The organism is Chryseobacterium sp. FR048 (assembly GCF_056844665.1).
This window is the reverse complement of sequence record NZ_JBXDSE010000006.1, coordinates 87,474-106,636: the sequence shown is the minus strand read 5'-3', so window position 1 is coordinate 106,636 and position 19,163 is coordinate 87,474. Positions and strand designations below refer to the sequence as shown.

Here is a 19,163-nt window from a genome sequence, read left to right as displayed (position 1 = left end):
TTATTTAAGTGAAATAAGTGATTGAAGTCTGCCTCCCGAAAAAGAGGCAGATTTTTTTATGAGTCAATTAATTATTAAACTTAAAAGTCGTATTTTTGCAAAACATTTTTGAAAGGGTAAAATAATGATAGAAAAGATAGAAGAACTACTGATCGAAGTAAACGGCTTCAATGCTACCTCTAAGGAAGAGATAGAGAACTTCCGTATTAAGTACAACGGTAAAAAAGGAGTTCTGAATGATTTTTACGAAACATTAAAAGAAGTTCCTAACGACCAGAAGAAAGATTTCGGACAGAAGATCAATACTTTGAAGCAGGCAGTTGCCGTAAAATTAGAAGATTTGAAAAATGCTTCTGCATCTTCTATTGTCCTGGAAAAAGAAGATCTTACAAGACCTGCCTTTCCATTGGAATTGGGTTCAAGACACCCGATCAACCTGGTTAAAAACAGAATTATTGAAATCTTTAAATCCATTGGTTTTGCAGTAGCAGACGGACCAGAGATTGAAGATGACTGGCACAACTTTACAGCGCTGAACCTTCCGGAATACCACCCGGCAAGAGATATGCAGGATACGTTCTTCATAGAGCAGAATCCGGATATTCTTTTGAGAACACATACTTCTTCTGTTCAGACCCGCTATATGGAAGAAAACCAACCGCCGATCAGAATCTTATCTCCGGGAAGAGTTTTCAGAAATGAAGCTATTTCTTCACGTTCTCACTGTATCTTCCACCAGATTGAAGGATTATATATTGATGAAAATGTAAGCTTTGCAGACCTGAAGCAAACCATCCAGTTCTTTACAACTGAGCTTTTCGGAAAGTCTAAGATCAGAATGAGACCTTCATTCTTCCCGTTCACAGAGCCAAGTGCTGAGATTGATGTGTACTGGGGACTGAATTCTGAAACTGATTACAGAATCACCAAAGGTACGGGATGGCTGGAAATTATGGGCTGTGGAATGGTAGATCCTGCCGTATTGAAGAATGTGAATATCGATGCTGAGAAATATTCAGGGTATGCATTCGGAATGGGAATTGAAAGAATTACTATGTTACTGTACCAAATGAGTGACATCAGAATGTTCTTTGAAAACGACATCAGAACACTAGAACAGTTCAAAACTTTATAAAAAATAGACCTCCGGAGCTCCGGAGGTTTTGTTTTTAATTACTGACCTAAGAAACAAAACGTAATTAAAAACTGATCTTATTGAAAAATTTACACGTGTCTGTTTCTTATGTCTATACTCCGGTTCGAATCCGCTAGGTACCCGATGAAGTATTGACATGCTGTATCTGATATACTGCTCTATAATAAAGACAACCGATACTTGGGAACTATTACATTGAAAATAAAAAATGCCTGTAAAAAATTTACAGACATCTAGATTAAAAAAAACTAATTATCGGTTTACTTAGTAAACTTTAAAGGATATTTTACATTCTTATAGTCATCAATAGTGGCTTTCAAAGAACCTACGGCCAGTTCTGCTTTTAAAAGCATAGGGATGTGATTGGCATCGTTGGAAACCCACATTGTTACCCCTTCTTTTTCTTTAAACACTCTTCCGCTTTTTACTGAAGGAATAATTTTCAGACAGTTGATCGTCCCGAATTTGGTCTTCAGGTTTTCTGTTCCTACTACTTTTAGCTGGAAAGGAAACATTTCATCATCAATCCATACATTCATATTGATAATGGTTCCTACTTTCAGCTCATCCGGGCTTTTGCTTCTCAGGTAATAAAAGCATGACAGCATATCCTGAACTCCTTTCACAGATTTCAGTACCTTAGAACCATTGGCAGGTGTTTTTTTATCGGTTAAAATCAAAGTATTGTTATCATGATTGAAGACCGTTTCAAGATGCTGGCGATAGCTTCCTTCTCTTACATTTCTTACATAGAAGCTGGGTAAACCCGTTTCAGTATTGATGAAACTTTCATATAGGTCTTCTACTTTAAAAAAGGCTTTTACGGCACCTGTAGTTTGCCCGGTCCCTTTTACGTACAAATGAGGTACTCCTTTATAGTTGGTCTTTTGGGTAGTAAGATTAGCTGTTCCCGCATTCAGAAAGCCGTAGTGAATTCTAAGCGTAATAGATTCACCATCTGCAACATTGTCAATCTGAGCCGAACCTAAAAAGAATATAAGTACTGCAAAAAGGTTTAAAATTTTCTTCATATCAAGACATTTACAAAAACGTTGCCAAATTTAAAATCTTCATTGATAGATATTTGACAAATCTCAGGTTTTTATTTAGAATCAATTAAATATGCTTCGCATTAAAATTAGTAAATTTGCACTTACATGTATAATTAAATTATCTTAAATTATGATAACCACTGATATATTGATCATAGGTGCGGGGCCTACAGGACTTTTTGCAGTTTTTGAAGCTGGTTTATTGAAAATGAAGTGTCACATTATTGATGCGCTTCCACAGCCGGGAGGGCAGCTGGCTGAACTTTATCCTAAAAAACCTATTTTCGATATTCCGGGGTATCCTTCAGTGAACGCTGGAGAATTGGTGGATAATTTAATGGAGCAGATTAAGCAGTTCCAGCCTGGATTTACTTTAGGAGAAACAGCAGTTTCTTATACTAAGGTTGATGATGAGTGGTTTGAGGTAATTACCAACAAAGGAACGGTTCACAGATGTAAAGCGATTGCTATTGCAGGTGGATTGGGAACTTTTGAACCTAGAAAACCTACTTTTGAAAATGTAGCGGATTATGAGGAAAAAGGACTGGAATATTTCGTGAAAGAACCTGAACATTTCAGAAACAAAAAAGTAGTAATCGCCGGAGGTGGAGATTCTGCTCTTGACTGGAGTATTTTCCTTTCTAATGTAGCAAGCGAAGTTACTTTGATCCACAGAAGAAATGAGTTCAGAGGGGCTTTGGATTCTGTAGAGAAAGTTCAGGATCTTAAAAACCAGGGGAAAATCAAATTGATTACACCTGCTGAAGTTACCGGTATCAAAGGAGATGGAAAAGTAGAAGCGATCACTGTAGAAAAAGAAGGAGAAGAAGCTTACGATATTGAAACAGATTACTTTATTCCTTTATTCGGATTGACTCCGAAGTTGGGGGAGATTGGAAACTGGGGACTGAATATCGAGAAAAATGCGATTGTGGTAAACAATGCGCTTGATTATCAAACCAACATCGACGGTATCTATGCCATTGGTGACATCAACACTTATCCTGGAAAACTGAAGTTGATTCTTTGTGGTTTCCACGAAGCTACTTTGATGTGTCAGAGTGTGTATAACAGACTGAATCCTGGTAAAAAATTCGTATTAAAATATACAACAGTAAGTGGGGTAGACGGATTCGACGGAAGCCGTAAAGAAGCAGAGAAGGCTGTTGTGAAAAAAATTGACTAATTTTGCAGAATTATGTCAGATATTAATATTAAAATCACCGACAGAGAAGGGGTAACCCATGATGTCGTAGCGCCTACGGATATGTCCATGAATCTAATGGAAATTATCCGTTCCTATGAATTGGCAGAAGAAGGTACTATTGGGGTATGTGGCGGAATGGCGATGTGCGCTTCTTGCCAGGTATATGTAATCAATGACCCAGGTCTTGAACCAATGGGAGATGAAGAAGATGCCATGCTTGCTGAAGCTTTCCACGTGAAAGATAACAGCCGATTAGGGTGCCAGCTACACATTATGGACGAAATGGAGGGACTTGAGGTGGAAATTGCTCCTTATCCTTAGAAAATATTTTTTAATCTTAATAAGAAACCCGTTCGGATCTTCCGGACGGGTTTTGTTTTTATAGCAACTGTTTTATTTTGGAGAACAGATATATTCGTGTCTGATGACGGTATCTTCTTTGATGATTTCGAAATAATTTTCTCCTTCATTTTTTATAAAATAATCTCCCTGTTCTATTTCATCTTTATACCAACTCCACCATTGGCTGTTTTCAGAGCATTGACAGGGCATAAAGGTATAAGGAGTAGTACCTGTTAAGGTAAGAGACTTTGTACCTTCAATATTTTCTACTTTAATCCGACATTTCTGTTTTTTGATTCTTTCCATTATTGTTTTGCAGTCATCACTAAAATAAGAAGAAAGAGCGGGTACAATACCGAATATCGTTAGAAATGTTATTGCAATTCCAAGCATTTCTTTATTAACGTTGTAGTTCATATAAAGATTTTGGAAAGTTTACACTTCACCTTTAGAAATCCATTTCCCAACCGTTGGAGCCTCGTAATTTCTCATCTTTTCCAGAAGATCATCAATTGTATCACTGATCAGCAGCATATCTCTGTTGACCTGCTTTAGAAATCCTTTATCCACCATATTCTGAACCAGATTGATCAGGTCATCATAAAATCCGTCAATATTTAAGATGGCGATTGGTTTTTTGTGAAGCCCAAGTTGTGCCCAGGTGATCATTTCGAAAAATTCTTCTAAAGTTCCGTAGCCGCCGGGAAGAACGATCACTCCATCACAAAGTTCATTCATTTTGGTTTTTCTCTCATGCATTGTTTCCACGAGGACCAGTTCGGTAAGGCTTTTATGAGCAATTTCTTTAGCTTGTAGAAAATGGGGGAGAACTCCTGTTACCTTGCCGTTTTCGCTTAATACTCCGTTGGCAATAGTTCCCATTAAACCGGTTTCAGAGCCACCGTAAATTAATTGTATATTTTGTTTTGCCAAAGTCTGGCCAAGCAAAAATGCCTGCTCTTCATAGATTTTATCTGTGCCGAAACTTGAGCCACAGAATACGGTTATATTTTTCATATTTTAAATGTTTTTGGAACCATTAAGGTGTCTTAAGTGATTAAGGAAAGTTAAGAAAATATACAGAATATTTTTAAACAGGATGCTTTTAATCTGCTTGTGGATTTTGAATAACCTTAACTGCTTACAATACTTTAATAGTTTAAATTAAAAATATCCAAAATCAAAAGACTTTGGATATTGAATATAGTTATTTTGCTATTTTATTTCTGAGGAATATTCGCTAAAATATCTTTCAGGAAGCTCCAGAATTTTTGAGCAGATGGGATATTGGCCTTCTCATCAGGAGAGTGAGCTCCTCTGATCGTTGGTCCAAAGCTTACCATTTCCATTTCCGGATAGTTGGCTCCGATGATACCACATTCTAAACCTGCGTGACAAGCTACTACATGAGGTTTTTTATTGAACTTTTCCGTATAGATTTTCTCCATGATCTGTACGATCTCAGAACCAGGCTTTGGCTTCCATCCAGGGTAAGAACCACTGAATACTACCTCCATTCCTGCTAATTCTGCTACAGACTTCAATTGCTCTGCGGTAGAGTATTTGGATGAATCTACAGAAGATCTCGTAAGGTTAAGAATCTTAAGTTCTCCACCTTTTAGCTCTACTCTTGCCACGTTGTTGGATGCTTCCACAAGATTGGCTACATCCGGGCTCATTCTGTAAACCCCGTTGTGAAGAGCTTTCAAAGTAAGAATTACCTTTTTAGAATCAGCTTCAGAAATTGCTTTGTCAGATGATGTAGAGTTTTCAATATTGATTTGAATATTGGGTTCTACAGAAGCAAATTCTTCCAGAATTTCTTTTTTAAGAGCAGTTGCAGCTTCAATGAATTCCTGAGCATTTCTCACCGAAATGATTGCATTTCCTTCTCTTGGAATCGCATTTCTCAATCCACCACCATCAATAGAAACCAGTTCTACATTTTGATTTTCCAGTCCTTTATAAAGAAGTCTTCCCAGGATGATGTTTGCATTTCCGAAACCTTTGTGAATATCCATTCCGGAGTGTCCTCCCTGAAGACCTTTTACTTCAATTCTTACAATTTGCCCTTTCGGAGCTTCTGTTGCGTAGTTTTGAGTGATGGTAACGTCTACACCTCCTGCACAGCCAATATCGATTTCATCGTCTTCTTCTGTATCCAGATTCAATAGAATATCACCTGTAAGCTGTCCCGGTTTTAAACCTAACGCCCCTGTCATTCCTGTTTCTTCATCAATTGTGAATAACGCTTCAAGAGCAGGGTGAGGGATGTCTGAACTTTCAAGGATAGACATAATGGTAGCAACTCCTAAACCGTTGTCAGCACCTAAAGTTGTTCCTTTTGCTTTTACCCAATCCCCATCAATTTCCATTTTGATCCCTTCTGTTTCAAAATCAAAATTAACATCATTGTTTTTTTGGCAAACCATATCCAGGTGTGACTGAAGCACGATAGATTTACGGTTTTCCATCCCTGCAGTAGCAGGTTTTTTAATAATTACATTTCCTACTTCATCTACAGTAGTTTCAAGCCCTAAATCTTCACCAAATCCTTTGATGAAAGCAATTACTTTTTCCTCTTTTTTTGATGGTCTTGGAACTGCATTCAATTTGGAGAAATTCTTCCAGATTATTTGCGGTTCTATGTTAGATAATTCCATTGAAATTTATTTTTCTCAAATTTACGAAATAAAAAATGCTTCCGTGGGATACAGAAGCATTTTTTATGAGTAGTATGAAGGCAAAGAAAGCTAAGAGGGCTAAGAAGATTAAAGATGAATTTTACTTATCAGCTTTCTTTGCCTTCTTTACCTTTCGGCTTTCTTAGCATATTAACATCCACACTCTCCATAAATAGGAGTAGTGAAAGTCTTACCATCCGGTTTTTCAATGGTAAGAGTACCTTCGAACAGCAAAGCTTCTTCGCCTTTTATTTTTTTACCTTTCACAGAAATCTTATAATCACCATTTTCTATTTCTTTGGTAAGCTCTTCATCTACCTCCATATCACTGGATGAGATAAGATTCATTGCCAGTCTTTTACCATCCAGCATCATATAAGCTGTTTTTCCGGCATCATCTGCATAGATGTATCTTTCAGATTCAAAATCCGCTTTGCTTTTGGCAAAATAGCATGAACATTCTTTGATTTCTTTTGGAAACGGAATTGTGCCCACCAGAATATCTCCGGATGAAGTATGCGTTGCTGCAGAATCTTTTACAACTTTTGAAGAATCGGCAGAAGGGGAAGCAGAAACAGTTTCTTTCTCCTTTTTACAGGCTACCAGTAGAAATGCAGAAAATAAAATGATTAGGTATTTCATGTGTTTGTGGTTTAAATATTTTTTAGCCTCTCGCTCTTTCCAGTAAAGTCATCATCAATAAAGAAAGAATCACTAAGCTTTCTTCTTCATCGTCAATGTCGATCAGTCTGTCCAGCTGGAATCTTCTTCCGAAGAATGAAGGCATTTTTTTCAGTTTAAAATAAGCTTTCCCATCAATTCCTGTCACGGTATAAGACGGATTCAGGAAATATCCTGTAAACATTCCGATGATAGGAAGTTCACCTACAAAGCTGTCCCAGAATCTTACCCATGCACTGTCTTCCTGGATTTTAAATTTCGGCTGATCTTGGGCATCAAGAATATCATAGCTTGCTTTCCAGATAGAACGCATTCCTTTTCTGGCGAGTCTTCCGAAGTTTTTATTGTCAATAAGATCATTTAAAGAGTAAGATGCATTGAAATCGATCCATTGGTTGGCTCTGATTCTGAAAAGCTCCTTCGATTTGCTCTCATCATTGAAAACAATCACATCTTCTTTCAACTTGAACATTTTCTGACGTACATACGCCACGTAATTCCCATTTTTGTCCGTAATGTTGAAGTCGCTTGCTAAGGTAGTGATTTTGAATTTGAAATCCAGAGGATAATTAAGGTTGTTAAGTACCATGTTCGTTAATTTTTTTCATATTTAATTTAAGCCGCAAATATAGAAGTTTTTTTAGAGTTGCACAGTATGGGAAAGGTGAAGAAATTTTAAAATATCAAAATGAGACATTATTTGTGTTGAATAGCGGAGTTGATAAATGATGAATAGCAGATGATAGACGGATAGATAATAGACGAGAGTAGGAGTGTAGCTCAATAATGAATTTTACCTGTTAAATGGATAATGAATTCTTGCAGTTCATAAAAATGGACTGACGCGCGGTGAATTGACCATTGGCTATTCACTTTTAATCCTTTTTTTTCATGATTTCAAAACTTAAAAACTAGACTTTACGATAGATCATTTTCCTTAAATAATCCTTATTTTTGCTCTATGGATTACCCAAGTAAAGTTTTGGCTAAGGCGGTTGATGAAATTTCCGGATTACCTGGTATTGGGAGGAAAACAGCTTTGAGACTGGCATTACACTTATTGAAACAGCCTAATTCCAGAGCCGTAAGCCTTGGAAATTCCCTGATCAATCTTGTCAACGAGATAAAATACTGCAAAGAATGTCATAATTTTTCTGATTTTGACATCTGTGAGATCTGCAGCAATGAAAAAAGAAATGGTGAGCTCATCTGCATCGTTGAAGATGTACGGGACGTTATTGCCATAGAAAATACCGGTAAATACACTGGCCGATACCTGATTCTGGGTGGGAAAATATCACCTATGGAAGGGGTGGGACCTAGCCAGCTGAACATTCCAAGCATCGAGAAAAAACTGAATGAAGGGAAAGTAAAGGAACTGATCTTTGCCTTGAGTGCAACGATGGAAGGAGATACTACGGCTTACTATATTTATAAGAAGTTCAAGAACTTTAAGGTCAACTTTTCCAGTATCGCAAGAGGAATTTCGGTAGGAGACGAATTGGAATATGCAGATGAGATTTCTCTAGGAAGATCCATTATCAACAGATTGCCGTACAACGAAAAGGATTAATATGAAGCTGTCCGTTATTATTGTTAATTATAATGTAACCCGGTTACTCAGAAACTGTCTTTTTTCTATTCAGAATTATATAAAGGGGGTAGACTACGAGGTTGTGGTCATTGATAATGCTTCTACAGACAATTCCTGGAGTGAGCTTATCCCGGAGTTTCCTACAGTTCGTTTTATATCTTCTGAAACGAATGGTGGATTTTCAAAGGCCAATAATCAGGCGATACAAACAGCAAAAGGAGAGTACCTGCTGCTTTTGAACCCCGATACAGAACTGGAGGGATTCTATATGAAAGATCTTTTGGATTTTGCAGATTCCCAACAGGATTTCGGATGTCTGGGTGTGCGGATGCATGATGCGGAATGCAAATTCCTGCCTGAAAGTAAACGTTCAGTTCCGGATATGTTCAACTCCTTTGAAAAGCTGTTTACCAGTTTCAGAAAGAATAATTCAAAATCTTATTACCGGAACGATATTGAGGAAAATGCTGTAGCAGAAGTGGAAGTGATTACAGGAGCGTTTTTATTGGCTAAAAAAGAGGTTTACCAAAAAATTGGCGGTTTGGATGAAGCGTACTTTATGTATGGTGAGGATATTGATCTCTGTTATACTTTTTTAAGGAATGGTTATAAGAACTTTTATTATGGTAAAGCTTCCATTCTTCATCACAAAGGGGAAAGTACGATCAAAAATGAAGTATACCTGGAGAGGTTTTATGGTGCCATGCAGATCTTTATTGATAAGTATTATAAAGAAACAAAACCGATGCAGTATTCATTTCTAAAGGCTGGGCTGAAACTCCGCCATCAGATTGAAAAGATCAGGTTAAAATAAAAAAGCAACTCAAATTGAGTTGCTTTTATTGTATGTAAGATAATAATCTTCTTATTTAGCCGGAGTAGCAGGTGCCTGTGCCGGAGTTGTTGTTTTGGAAGAAGCAGGAGCCGACTGTTTTGCAGGAGCTTCTTTCTTCGCTGGTTGTTGAGTTGATGTCACTTGTGAAGGTTTACCCGTGATCACAACGCTTAAAAGGATAAGAACGATGATAGTTCCGCCTAGAGTCCATGTTGCTTTTTCCATGAAGTCATTGGTTCTCTGTACTCCAAACTGAGCAGATGACGCCCCTCCAAAAGTACTGGAAAGACCTCCACCTTTTGGGTTTTGAGCCATAACGATAATCACCAATAAAACACTGGCAATCATAATAAGAACCATCAATAGTGTAAATATAGTATCCATTAATTCTGATATCTTTTTGAATGGGCAAATTTAATCTTTTTTTACTGAACAACAAAAAAAGATGTCGGTAAATATGAATCAACTGTGAAATTTTAAGAATCAGACAATAGATTTCTGCCTAAAATAGGGTTTGAAAAATAAAAAATGAAGATTTTGGCCATTTACTAAGTCATAAAAAAAGCTGTCCCAAAAATGGGACAGCTGTATTCAGTAAAAAGAATTGTTTTTATTTAAAATCTGAATCCTTAGCCTGGTTGATCTGATAAGACTGTACTGCCATGTTAATGTCCATTCCGCCCATATTCTGGATAATGGTGAATGGAAGCTTTACTCCGGAAACGTCTCTGTAATCAGCATAGCTTGTAGGGATGGAACCTCCTTCTCCGGTTTTAACCTCACCTGTTTTTAAGCCGGTTTTTACACTGTAATAATAAGTGGTTTTAGGACCTTTTACTACATAAGAATCTTCATTGTTATATTTTTCGATTCCTGCCAGTTTTACTTCTGTTGACTTGGCAAAAGTAAGTTCCGGGAAAAGCTCCGGCTCTGTCATAGAAGCTTTTTGCTTGTCATTCAAAGGCATTTTTTGTCCCTGTCCTTCAGCATATCCGTCTTTACCATCAAAAACGATCTTCTGAAGCGTGTTGCCCATCATTTTCATTTCCATCATCATCTTTCCGCCTTTTGCCTGGATCAGTTTCATCGCCATATCCATTCCCTGCACCTTAGTAGTAGCATCCATTGCAATAGAAGTTACTTTCTGAACTGCTGCAGGACCTCCGATCGCATTGATGTATTTATCTGCTATAGAGCCAAGACTTACACTGGCATCCACTTTTTGTGCCGTCGGCTTTGTTACCGGATTGGCTTCCTTATCGAAATATTTTACAGAATATCCCAGTTTTTCAAGTCCTTCAGAAATATCAGATGCTTTACCGGCAATGAAAATTCTGCTTTGGTTAGGAAGAATCGTGGTTTTTACTGCACTGGCAACATCTGCTGCAGTTACTTTATCAATAGATTTTAAGTAATTGGTATAAAAATCAGACGGAAGGTCCTGTACTTTTTGATTTAATGCAAATCTTGCGATGGTTTCAGGTTTCTCCAGAGACATGATGAAAGAACCTTTCAATTTTGCCTTAGCATTAGCCAGTTCTTCAGGTTTTATGGTTGAAATGCCATTAAGCTCATTCATCATTTCCTTCACCGCTTTGTCCGTAACCTCATTTCTTACGCTGGTTTCAGCAGCGAATCCTGAATTATATTTGTCGGCATTGATGCTGGAATAAGCTCCATAGGTAAATCCGTTCTTTTCTCTAAGATTCATGAAAAGTCTTGCTTCACCACCGCCACCTAGAATATAATTGGCGATTGTAGCAGAGAAATAGTTCGGATCTTTCATTTTGAGATTGTTCAGGTTGCTTACAGACAATACAGACTGCACTGCAGAAGGTACGTCTACCACATTGATCTCAGTTTTGGCTACATTGGATGCCGGTTCTAAGGCAGCAAACTTCGTATTGGATTTTTTCCAGCCTCCGAAAGCTTTTTCAACCAATGGTTTTACTTTGTCAAATTTTACATCTCCAACAATGACCAGATAAGCATTGTCCGGAGCGTAATATTTATTGTAAACATTCTGAACATCCGCCAATTGAATTTTGTTGATCGATTCTATGGTTTCAAATTCTCCTCTCGAAGTATTTTTTCCGTACATCAGGGCATTAGAGACTCTTTCAGCAATGGAAGAAGCATTTTTTTCATCAGCTTTCAGTCCTTCAATGATTCTTTCTTTAGCATTTTGAATTTCTTGAGCTGAGAATTTAGGGTTAACGATGGCATCTGCCATTAATCCCAATACTTCAGGGAAATATTTTGAAAGTGAATTGGAAGCAGCTCCATTAGAACTGAAACTCAGGTTTGCTCCAAGGAAATCCACTTTTTTATTAAACTCATCTTTAGTAAGATTAGCTGTTCCGTTGTCAAGTTGCTCAGCCATCAGAGAACTTACCCCAACGATATTTCCTTCGTAGTAAGGAGGTCTGTCCATAGAAAGAGTAGCGTTTACTCTCGGCAGTTTGTTATTTTCAACCACCATTACAGTAAGTCCGTTACTTAGCTGGAAGGTCTTTGGCTGGGCAATGTTGATCGCAGGAGTAGGCCCTGGTTTCGGCATCGCATTAAGGTCTATTTTTTGGGCAGAAAGCATTCCTGCAAATAAAAATGCCGCGGCTATATAGGTAAATTGCTTTTTCATGGATAAATTATTTTTTCTCAGGAACGTAGTTGATGATGATTCTTTGGTTGGAGTTCAGATACTTTTTAGCAGCATTCTGAATATCCTGTCTGGTGATAGATCTGTAGATGTCGATCTCTTTATTGATCAGATTGGTATTTCCCATCAATACGTGATTGCTGGCCAATGACGCGGCAATCCCCTGAATGCTTGAATTCTGATTGACAAACTGATTTTCAAACTGGTTCTGGATCTTCTGATAATCTTCCTCAGAGATCAGGGTCGTCTGTAGTTTTTTGATCTCCGCATCAATATCAGCCTGTAAGGTCTGCTTCGTAGTCTGTCCCATCGGAATAGCAAAAAATGCGAAAATACTGTAATCTTCAAGCCCCTGATTGAACGCAGCTACCTGAAGAGCCTTCTTGTCCTGATCTACTAATTTTTTATAAAGAACAGATGATTTACCGTTACTTAAATAAGAAGAAAGCATATCCAGTACGTAAGCATCTTTTTCCTTGTTGGCAGGTGTTCTGTAAGCAAAAATATACGCAGGAAGCTGGATGTTAGGATCTGTTGCTGTTACTTCTTTTTCCTGAGTGATAGGAGCATCTTTCGGGAAGTCTTTCGGATAAACGGTTCCTTTTGGGATCCCTCCGTAATATTCCTCGATCCATTTTTTGGTTTGCTCAGGTTTAATGTCCCCGGCTACTACCAAAGTAGCATTGTTTGGAACATAGTATTTTTTATAGAAAGCCTGGAATTCTTCAAGCTTAGCAGAATTAAGGTCTTCCATAGAGCCTATGGTAGGCCAGTTGTAAGGGTGGTTGGTAAAAAGGTTTTTCTGAATAGTTGGGAACAGGTTTCCATAAGGCTGGTTATCCATTCTCAGTCTTTTTTCTTCTTTTACTACCTCTCTCTGGGTATCTACCCCAATCTGGTTGATTTCCGCATGACGCATTCTTTCAGCTTCCATCCAAAGTCCAAGCTGTTCGTTATTAGAAGGGAATGTTTCGTAGTAATACGTTCTGTCATTACTGGTATTGGCATTATTTTGCCCTCCGTTTGACGAAACGATCTTAAACCATTCGCCTCTCTTGATGTTTGGAGTTCCTTCAAATAAAAGATGTTCAAAGAAGTGCGCGAAGCCTGTTCTTCCTTTTACTTCATCCTTAGAACCAACATGGTACATTACTCCTGTAGTGACTACCGGAGCCGAATTATCCTGATGAAGAATGACATGGAGGCCATTAGGAAGATCATACTCTTCGAATTTGATTTGCTGTGCATTCAGCATAAGCCCGAAGAAAGCTACGGCAGCAGCAGAAAGAAATCGCTTTTTCATAAAGTTAGAAATTGTTTTGCTTATTAGTAGGAAAAGTGAATTAAATGTTACAGATATTTGAAATTAAAAGCTGTAATCGGTAATTAAAATTTAAAAAATGAAATTTAAATAAGTGGATGTTTTCTTTTATTGGAAAAATTTCGGTTACTGAAAGCCCTTATTTCAACATAAGGGCTGCTAATCAACTTCTAATTTCTAACTTCTTGAATCAAAATTTGAATTCTCCTCTGAATATCTTAATTTTGTGATCCCAAAATTTTTTTGCTGTATGGATTATCTGAAAGGACTCAATGAATCACAATATGAAGCCGTTACCTCTTTACAAGGCCCTCTGATGGTACTTGCCGGAGCTGGTTCCGGGAAAACACGTGTGCTTACAATGCGTATTGCCCATTTAATACATAACGGAATAGACCCTTTCAATATTCTGGCTCTTACCTTTACCAATAAGGCAGCAAAGGAAATGAAAGAACGTATTGCAAAAGTAGTGGGAGACAGCAATGCCAGAAGCCTTTGGATGGGTACCTTTCACTCGGTTTTTGCAAGAATTTTAAGAATTGAAGCGCATTATCTGGGCTATCCTTCCAATTTTACCATTTATGATCAGCAGGATGCACTGAATGTGATCAAAAAAGTATTGAAGGATATGAACATTGATGCCGATCTTTATAAACCCAAAAAAGTTCAGGCAAGAATTTCAACCTATAAAAATAACCTGATTACGGTAAAAGCCTATTTCAACAATCCGGAACTGATGGAAGCTGATGAAAAGGCGAATATGAAATTTATTGGGCAGATCTATCAGAGATATGTAGAACAATGTTTCAAAAACGGTTCTATGGACTTTGATGACCTTTTGCTGAAAACGAACGAATTGCTGACCCGTTTTCCTGAGGTATTGGCAAAATATCAGGATAGATTCAGATACATCATGGTAGATGAGTACCAGGATACCAACCATTCTCAGTACCTGATCGTGAAAGCTTTAGCTTCCAAATTTGAAAATATCTGTGTGGTAGGAGACGATGCACAGTCAATTTACTCGTTCCGTGGGGCGAATATTTATAATATCTTAAACTTTAAAAAAGATTATCCGGATGCCATCACAGTATCTCTGGAGCAGAATTACCGTTCTACTCAGAATATTGTAAACGCAGCAAATGTGGTGATCGCGAAAAACTTACAGCAGTTTAAGAAAAATGTTTTCAGTGACAATGAAGAAGGGGATAAGATCAAGATTTACCGTTCACTTTCTGATGCTGATGAAGCCAATTTCGTAGCAGGAAATATCTGGGAGCTTAGAAACCGTGACCAGAGAAAATACAGCGATTTTGCTATTTTATACAGAACCAACTCTCAGACCAGAGCGTTTGAAGATGCGCTAAGACGTAAAAATATTCCGTACAAAGTATACGGCGGACTTTCGTTCTACCAGAGAAAAGAGGTAAAAGATCTGATCGGTTACCTGCGTGTTCTGATCAACGAAAACGATTCTGAAGCTTTGATGAGAATCATCAATTATCCGGCAAGAGGAATTGGGGAAACCACTCAAAATAAACTGATCGTTTTTGCAGACGCTCATAATGTTTCTTTGTCGAAAGTGCTCGATAATCTTCCGATGTATGCTCCTCAGTTAGGATTGAATAACGGTGTACTGAATAAGCTGAATGATTTCTGGTCGATGATAAAAGCTTTTCAGGTATTACTGAAAACAGAAACAGCTTACAGTGTGGCGATGGAAGTCGCCAAACGAAGCGGACTGATCAAATTTCTGAAAGATGACCAGACTCCTGAAGGAATTTCAAGAGTGGAGAACGTTCAGGAATTGATGAACTCGATGCAGGGATTCATCGAAGAGCAGATGCAGCTGGAAGATGGAGATCCTAGTCTTTCCAATTTCCTTGAAAATATTGCCCTTTCTGCAGATACTCAGGATAAAGATCTGGAAGACGATATGGTTTCTCTGATGACTATTCACCTTTCAAAAGGATTGGAATTCCCGGTAGTTCATTTGGTGGGGCTTGAAGAAAATCTCTTCCCAAGTTTTATGAGTTCGGCAACCAGAGAAGATCTTGAAGAAGAGAGAAGACTTTTCTATGTTGCCCTTACCAGAGCAGAAAAGCAAGCGTTTTTCTCTTATGCCATTTCCCGTTTCCAATGGGGAAAAATCACCGATGCAGAACCTTCGAGGTTCTTAAGTGAGATTGATGATGAATATATTGAATTCCTTAATCCTGCATTGGAAAAGAGATTTATCAATAATTCCGGAGTAAAGTCCAATATTTTTGACGAACATCCTTCCGAAGTAAGAAGCTTTAAAAAAGTTGAGAAAAAAAGCCTCAACAGAGAAGATCAATCAAAACCGGCTCCGGAAGTTAGGAAACTTAAACCGGTGAGTACCGCCAAAATCATCAATCCGAGCGGAGCTTCTTCGCAGGATATTGAGGTAGGTGATAAAGTGAGACATGACCGTTTCGGAATAGGAGAAGTTACCTTCCTGGATGGTACTGACCCTCAGAATATCAAAGCTAAAGTGGTGTTCATGCATGAAGGCGAGAAAAATCTGATCCTTAAATATGCTAAGCTGACCAAGATTTAAAACGGAAAATATTACAATAAATACAAAACGGATTCAATATTGAGTCCGTTTTTTTATTTCTACGAACCGCGTCAAGGTTTTAAACCTTGACACGGTTCGTAGAAATTGCTTTAAAAGATGTATCTTTAATAAGGGATAGAAACAAACTATAGTTATTTTTTAGAAAAACAAAGTCTACTTATTTTGTGGACTATTAAATATGTTTTACATTTGCACCTTGCAAAAACATAAATGTTTAATCAAATTCTAAACTATATGAGAAATAAAAAAACTATTGTTTCAGCCTCTGTTCTGTTTTTCCTTGGAGTTTCTGCTTACGGACAGGAAAAGGACAGCATCAAAATAAAAAAAGACAGTGTAAAGACGAATAATGTAGAAGAAGTGGTCATCCTGGGATCAAGAGGAGGGGCAAGGTCTAAAGTAGACAGTCCGGTACCTGTAGATGTATTCAACATCAAGGAATCGTCAGTCATTTTGCCACAGAATAATATCGGGCAGATTCTGAACGCTATAGCACCTTCTTTTACTTCTACCATTCAGACGAATTCAGACGGGACAGACCATTTGGATCCTGCCCAGTTGAGAGGATTAGGACCGGATCAGGTATTGGTTTTGGTGAACGGAAAGAGAAGACATACCTCAGCATTGGTGAATGTGAACGGAACACCGGGACGTGGAACCGTAGGAACCGACCTTAATGCCATTCCTGCTTTTGCTTTAAACCGAATTGAAGTATTGAGAGACGGAGCCGCAGCACAATATGGTTCTGATGCCATTGCCGGAGTTATGAACCTTGAACTTAAAAGAGATACAGGCAAACTGGCGGGGCAGATCAGCTATGGTGGAAACTTAACCCCTGCAGCCAATGATCATACTGGGGATTTTGACGGCCAGAATATTCAGCTGGATCTGAACTATGGAAGTAAAATCGGGACAAAGGGTGGTTTTTTTAATGTCACCTGGTCTTCACAATTCAGAAATCCTACTTATAGAGCGGGAACGGAAAGTGCTCCTATTTACAATCCTTATAACGCCATTGAAAGGCGTGCACTGAATGACGGAGTGAATCTTTCTTCACTTTTTAATAACATCGGAAATACTTCCAATGCCCAGCAGCTGGTCAGCTATATTCACCAGTATGCTCAGAATGTAGGATATTTCTCCCAGACTTTACAGAATAATATTCAAGGGGCGAACACCATTGCAGCCCTACAAAATGTCCTGAAATCCGGAAACTTTTCCAGAGATCAGCTTAATTATTTCACGGATCAGGAACTGGCTTACAGAGGACTGACCAGAAAAGACTTTAATATGCAGGTAGGACAGTCTAAGCTCAATAATCATCAGCTTTTCATTAATGCTGAATTACCTATCAGTGACGACTGGAAAGCATATACTTTTGGTGGATACAGTCTGAGACATGGTACCTCGGGTGGTTTCTACCGAAGACCTAGCGAAAGCAGAACTTTTACAGGCTTATATCCTGATGGGTACCTTCCACAGATCAGTACCGATATTCAGGATATATCACTGGCTGCAGGAATCAAAGGAAAATGGGAGGGCTGGCATATTGATTTAAGCAATACATTTGGGCAGAACTCTTTTACGTATAATATCGGAAATACAGGAAATACCTCATTACGATTTGCTTCTCCCAGAGAGTTTAATGCCGGAGGTTTAAGATTTACTCAAAATACGATCAATTTAGATTTTTCTAAAAAATACGATGTCTGGGAAGGATTGAATGTTGCTTTCGGAGGAGAGCACCGTTTTGAAAACTTCAAAATGACCGCAGGAGAGGAAGCTTCCTATGCAACCTACGATGTTTTTGGAAATGTATGGAACGGAAATTCTCAAAGACCTACAGATTTCTTTGGAGCAGCGCTTCCGGGTGGTTCTCAGGTGTTCAGTGGGTTCAAACCTGAAAATGCCGTGAATAAAAATAGACAGTCTGTAGCCGCTTATGCAGATGTTGAATTTAATTTCACCAACTGGCTTTTGGTAGATGCAGCAGCGAGATATGAAAATTATTCAGATTTCGGTTCTACTTTCAATTATAAACTGGCTTCAAGAATCAAGGTTGCTCCTGATTTTAATGTAAGACTGGCAGGTTCTACAGGGTTCAGGGCCCCATCAATTCACCAGATTTATTATAATGTGACCTCTACCTTGTTTGTAACATCCCCTCAGCTTCCAAACGGACAGCTTCTGGAGGTGGGAACCTTCAGCAATGATTCACAGATCGCCGGATTGCTGGGAATACCAAAATTGAAACAGGAGACTTCAAAATCTGCCAGTGTAGGGTTTACCTATAAAATACCATCCGTTAATTTAACATTTACCGCTGATGGATATTTTACAAGAATTGATAACAGAATTCTTCTTACCGACCAATTCTTAAAATCAGCTGTATCAGATGAAGCTAAACAGGTTTATGAAAAACTGGGAGTGAATGCAGCACAGTTCTTTACCAATGCCATTGATACGGAAACAAAAGGGCTGGATGTGGTTATTTCTCATAATGCAAGATTTTCCGGCATAAAACTGGATAACAACTTCGCGATCAACCTCAACCAGACCAAACAGGTGGGGGCTATTCATTCTTCCGGACTTTTGCAGGCACCGGAACTGGAAAAAGTATACTTCTCTGAAAAATCCAGAGTATATCTGGAAGAGGCAGTGCCTAGAGTAAAAGCAAGTCTTTCTCATACCCTTGCATGGAAGAACGCAAGTTTCTATTTGAGAAATACCTATTTCGGAAAAGTAACAGGAGCAGACGTTTTGGATGCGAATGGAGACGGTATCATAGAATTCAATGAGCATCAGAAAATAGGAGATAAGATTATTACCGATATTTCCGTAGCTTATCAGTTTACCAAAAATATAGGATTAACGCTGGGGGTCAATAACCTGTTTGATATTTATCCTACCAGAAATCTTCCTGCTTCAAGCAATAATGATCAGTTTATCTATTCCCGTTCGACTTCTCAGTTCGGACAGAACGGAAGATATGTTTTCAGCAGACTTAATTTCAATTTTTAATTGATCTTA

The 19,163-nt window shown here is 38.2% G+C and carries 16 protein-coding genes; 7 read left to right on the top strand and 9 right to left on the bottom strand.

All coding sequences use genetic code 11. The features are described 5' to 3' along the window. The first annotated feature begins 124 nt into the window (after positions 1 to 124). A complete protein-coding gene (gene pheS / locus AC106K_RS17160; protein ID WP_482446679.1) occupies positions 125 to 1,135 on the top strand; it encodes a phenylalanine--tRNA ligase subunit alpha in 1,011 nt (336 codons plus the stop codon). A 281-nt stretch (positions 1,136 to 1,416) separates the two neighbouring features. Here pheS and AC106K_RS17155 read toward each other — a convergent pair whose 3' ends face one another. Then, complete coding sequence (locus tag AC106K_RS17155; protein ID WP_482446678.1) at positions 1,417 to 2,187, bottom strand: DUF3108 domain-containing protein; 771 nt, start codon at positions 2,185 to 2,187, stop codon at positions 1,417 to 1,419. A 151-nt stretch (positions 2,188 to 2,338) separates the two neighbouring features. Between AC106K_RS17155 and AC106K_RS17150 the strand changes: the two genes are divergently transcribed. Together AC106K_RS17150 and AC106K_RS17145 are read left to right on the top strand one after the other, a co-directional pair. Beyond that, complete coding sequence (locus AC106K_RS17150) at positions 2,339 to 3,394, top strand: NAD(P)/FAD-dependent oxidoreductase (protein WP_482446677.1); 1,056 nt, start codon at positions 2,339 to 2,341, stop codon at positions 3,392 to 3,394. A 12-nt stretch (positions 3,395 to 3,406) separates the two neighbouring features. Beyond that, positions 3,407 to 3,736, top strand: a complete 330-nt coding sequence (locus tag AC106K_RS17145) for a 2Fe-2S iron-sulfur cluster-binding family protein (RefSeq protein WP_185289292.1) — start codon at positions 3,407 to 3,409, stop codon at positions 3,734 to 3,736. 72 nt (positions 3,737 to 3,808) lie between these two features. On the opposite strand, the gene AC106K_RS17140 is transcribed toward AC106K_RS17145, so the two are convergent. From AC106K_RS17140 to AC106K_RS17120, 5 genes are all read right to left on the bottom strand, one after another. After that, positions 3,809 to 4,174, bottom strand: coding sequence for a hypothetical protein (locus AC106K_RS17140; RefSeq protein ID WP_482446676.1), 366 nt, complete (start codon positions 4,172 to 4,174; stop codon positions 3,809 to 3,811). An 18-nt stretch (positions 4,175 to 4,192) separates the two neighbouring features. Then, complete coding sequence (locus AC106K_RS17135) at positions 4,193 to 4,774, bottom strand: LOG family protein (protein WP_482446675.1); 582 nt, start codon at positions 4,772 to 4,774, stop codon at positions 4,193 to 4,195. A 203-nt stretch (positions 4,775 to 4,977) separates the two neighbouring features. Beyond that, positions 4,978 to 6,420: an aminoacyl-histidine dipeptidase gene (locus AC106K_RS17130; protein ID WP_482446674.1), complete on the bottom strand. Its 1,443-nt coding sequence runs from the start codon at positions 6,418 to 6,420 to the stop codon at positions 4,978 to 4,980. A 171-nt stretch (positions 6,421 to 6,591) separates the two neighbouring features. Next, entirely contained in the window at positions 6,592 to 7,083 is a 492-nt protein-coding gene (locus AC106K_RS17125; RefSeq protein WP_482446673.1) for a hypothetical protein, read from the bottom strand. 22 nt (positions 7,084 to 7,105) lie between these two features. Further along, positions 7,106 to 7,711 (bottom strand): LURP-one-related family protein, encoded by a 606-nt coding sequence (locus AC106K_RS17120; protein WP_482446672.1) that lies wholly within the window; start codon positions 7,709 to 7,711, stop codon positions 7,106 to 7,108. Between the two features lie 372 nt (positions 7,712 to 8,083). On the opposite strand from AC106K_RS17120, the gene recR reads away from it, so the two are divergent. Then, positions 8,084 to 8,695 (top strand): recombination mediator RecR, encoded by a 612-nt coding sequence (recR, locus tag AC106K_RS17115; RefSeq protein ID WP_185289297.1) that lies wholly within the window; start codon positions 8,084 to 8,086, stop codon positions 8,693 to 8,695. Continuing rightward, positions 8,691 to 9,530 (top strand): glycosyltransferase family 2 protein, encoded by an 840-nt coding sequence (locus AC106K_RS17110; RefSeq protein ID WP_482446972.1) that lies wholly within the window; start codon positions 8,691 to 8,693, stop codon positions 9,528 to 9,530. Before recR ends, AC106K_RS17110 begins: the two co-directional genes overlap by 5 nt. A gap of 51 nt (positions 9,531 to 9,581) precedes the next feature. Here the strand turns inward: AC106K_RS17110 and secG are convergent, their stop codons facing one another. The 3 genes from secG to AC106K_RS17095 form a co-directional block, all read right to left on the bottom strand. Then, a complete protein-coding gene (gene secG, locus AC106K_RS17105) occupies positions 9,582 to 9,935 on the bottom strand; it encodes a preprotein translocase subunit SecG (RefSeq protein ID WP_185289298.1) in 354 nt (117 codons plus the stop codon). A 226-nt stretch (positions 9,936 to 10,161) separates the two neighbouring features. Then, positions 10,162 to 12,192, bottom strand: coding sequence for a M16 family metallopeptidase (locus AC106K_RS17100; protein WP_482446671.1), 2,031 nt, complete (start codon positions 12,190 to 12,192; stop codon positions 10,162 to 10,164). 7 nt (positions 12,193 to 12,199) lie between these two features. Then, positions 12,200 to 13,513, bottom strand: coding sequence for a M16 family metallopeptidase (locus tag AC106K_RS17095; RefSeq protein ID WP_047098461.1), 1,314 nt, complete (start codon positions 13,511 to 13,513; stop codon positions 12,200 to 12,202). A 268-nt stretch (positions 13,514 to 13,781) separates the two neighbouring features. Between AC106K_RS17095 and AC106K_RS17090 the strand changes: the two genes are divergently transcribed. Together AC106K_RS17090 and AC106K_RS17085 are read left to right on the top strand one after the other, a co-directional pair. Then, positions 13,782 to 16,112 carry an ATP-dependent helicase gene (locus tag AC106K_RS17090; protein WP_482446670.1) on the top strand — a complete coding sequence of 777 codons (2,331 nt, stop codon included), beginning with the start codon at positions 13,782 to 13,784 and terminating at the stop codon, positions 16,110 to 16,112. Between the two features lie 255 nt (positions 16,113 to 16,367). Beyond that, the gene (locus tag AC106K_RS17085; RefSeq protein WP_482446669.1) at positions 16,368 to 19,154 is read left to right on the top strand and encodes a TonB-dependent receptor plug domain-containing protein; all 2,787 of its coding nucleotides are present in this window, start codon (positions 16,368 to 16,370) and stop codon (positions 19,152 to 19,154) included. Positions 19,155 to 19,163: the final 9 nt, after the last annotated feature.

Coding starts and splice junctions, on each gene's coding strand:
- pheS (WP_482446679.1), top strand. CDS start 125: ATGATAGAAAAGATAGAAGAACTACTGATCGAAGTAAACGGCTTCAAT.
- AC106K_RS17155 (WP_482446678.1), bottom strand. CDS start 2,187: ATGAAGAAAATTTTAAACCTTTTTGCAGTACTTATATTCTTTTTAGGT.
- AC106K_RS17150 (WP_482446677.1), top strand. CDS start 2,339: ATGATAACCACTGATATATTGATCATAGGTGCGGGGCCTACAGGACTT.
- AC106K_RS17145 (WP_185289292.1), top strand. CDS start 3,407: ATGTCAGATATTAATATTAAAATCACCGACAGAGAAGGGGTAACCCAT.
- AC106K_RS17140 (WP_482446676.1), bottom strand. CDS start 4,174: ATGAACTACAACGTTAATAAAGAAATGCTTGGAATTGCAATAACATTT.
- AC106K_RS17135 (WP_482446675.1), bottom strand. CDS start 4,774: ATGAAAAATATAACCGTATTCTGTGGCTCAAGTTTCGGCACAGATAAA.
- AC106K_RS17130 (WP_482446674.1), bottom strand. CDS start 6,420: ATGGAATTATCTAACATAGAACCGCAAATAATCTGGAAGAATTTCTCC.
- AC106K_RS17125 (WP_482446673.1), bottom strand. CDS start 7,083: ATGAAATACCTAATCATTTTATTTTCTGCATTTCTACTGGTAGCCTGT.
- AC106K_RS17120 (WP_482446672.1), bottom strand. CDS start 7,711: ATGGTACTTAACAACCTTAATTATCCTCTGGATTTCAAATTCAAAATC.
- recR (WP_185289297.1), top strand. CDS start 8,084: ATGGATTACCCAAGTAAAGTTTTGGCTAAGGCGGTTGATGAAATTTCC.
- secG (WP_185289298.1), bottom strand. CDS start 9,935: ATGGATACTATATTTACACTATTGATGGTTCTTATTATGATTGCCAGT.
- AC106K_RS17100 (WP_482446671.1), bottom strand. CDS start 12,192: ATGAAAAAGCAATTTACCTATATAGCCGCGGCATTTTTATTTGCAGGA.
- AC106K_RS17095 (WP_047098461.1), bottom strand. CDS start 13,513: ATGAAAAAGCGATTTCTTTCTGCTGCTGCCGTAGCTTTCTTCGGGCTT.
- AC106K_RS17090 (WP_482446670.1), top strand. CDS start 13,782: ATGGATTATCTGAAAGGACTCAATGAATCACAATATGAAGCCGTTACC.
- AC106K_RS17085 (WP_482446669.1), top strand. CDS start 16,368: ATGAGAAATAAAAAAACTATTGTTTCAGCCTCTGTTCTGTTTTTCCTT.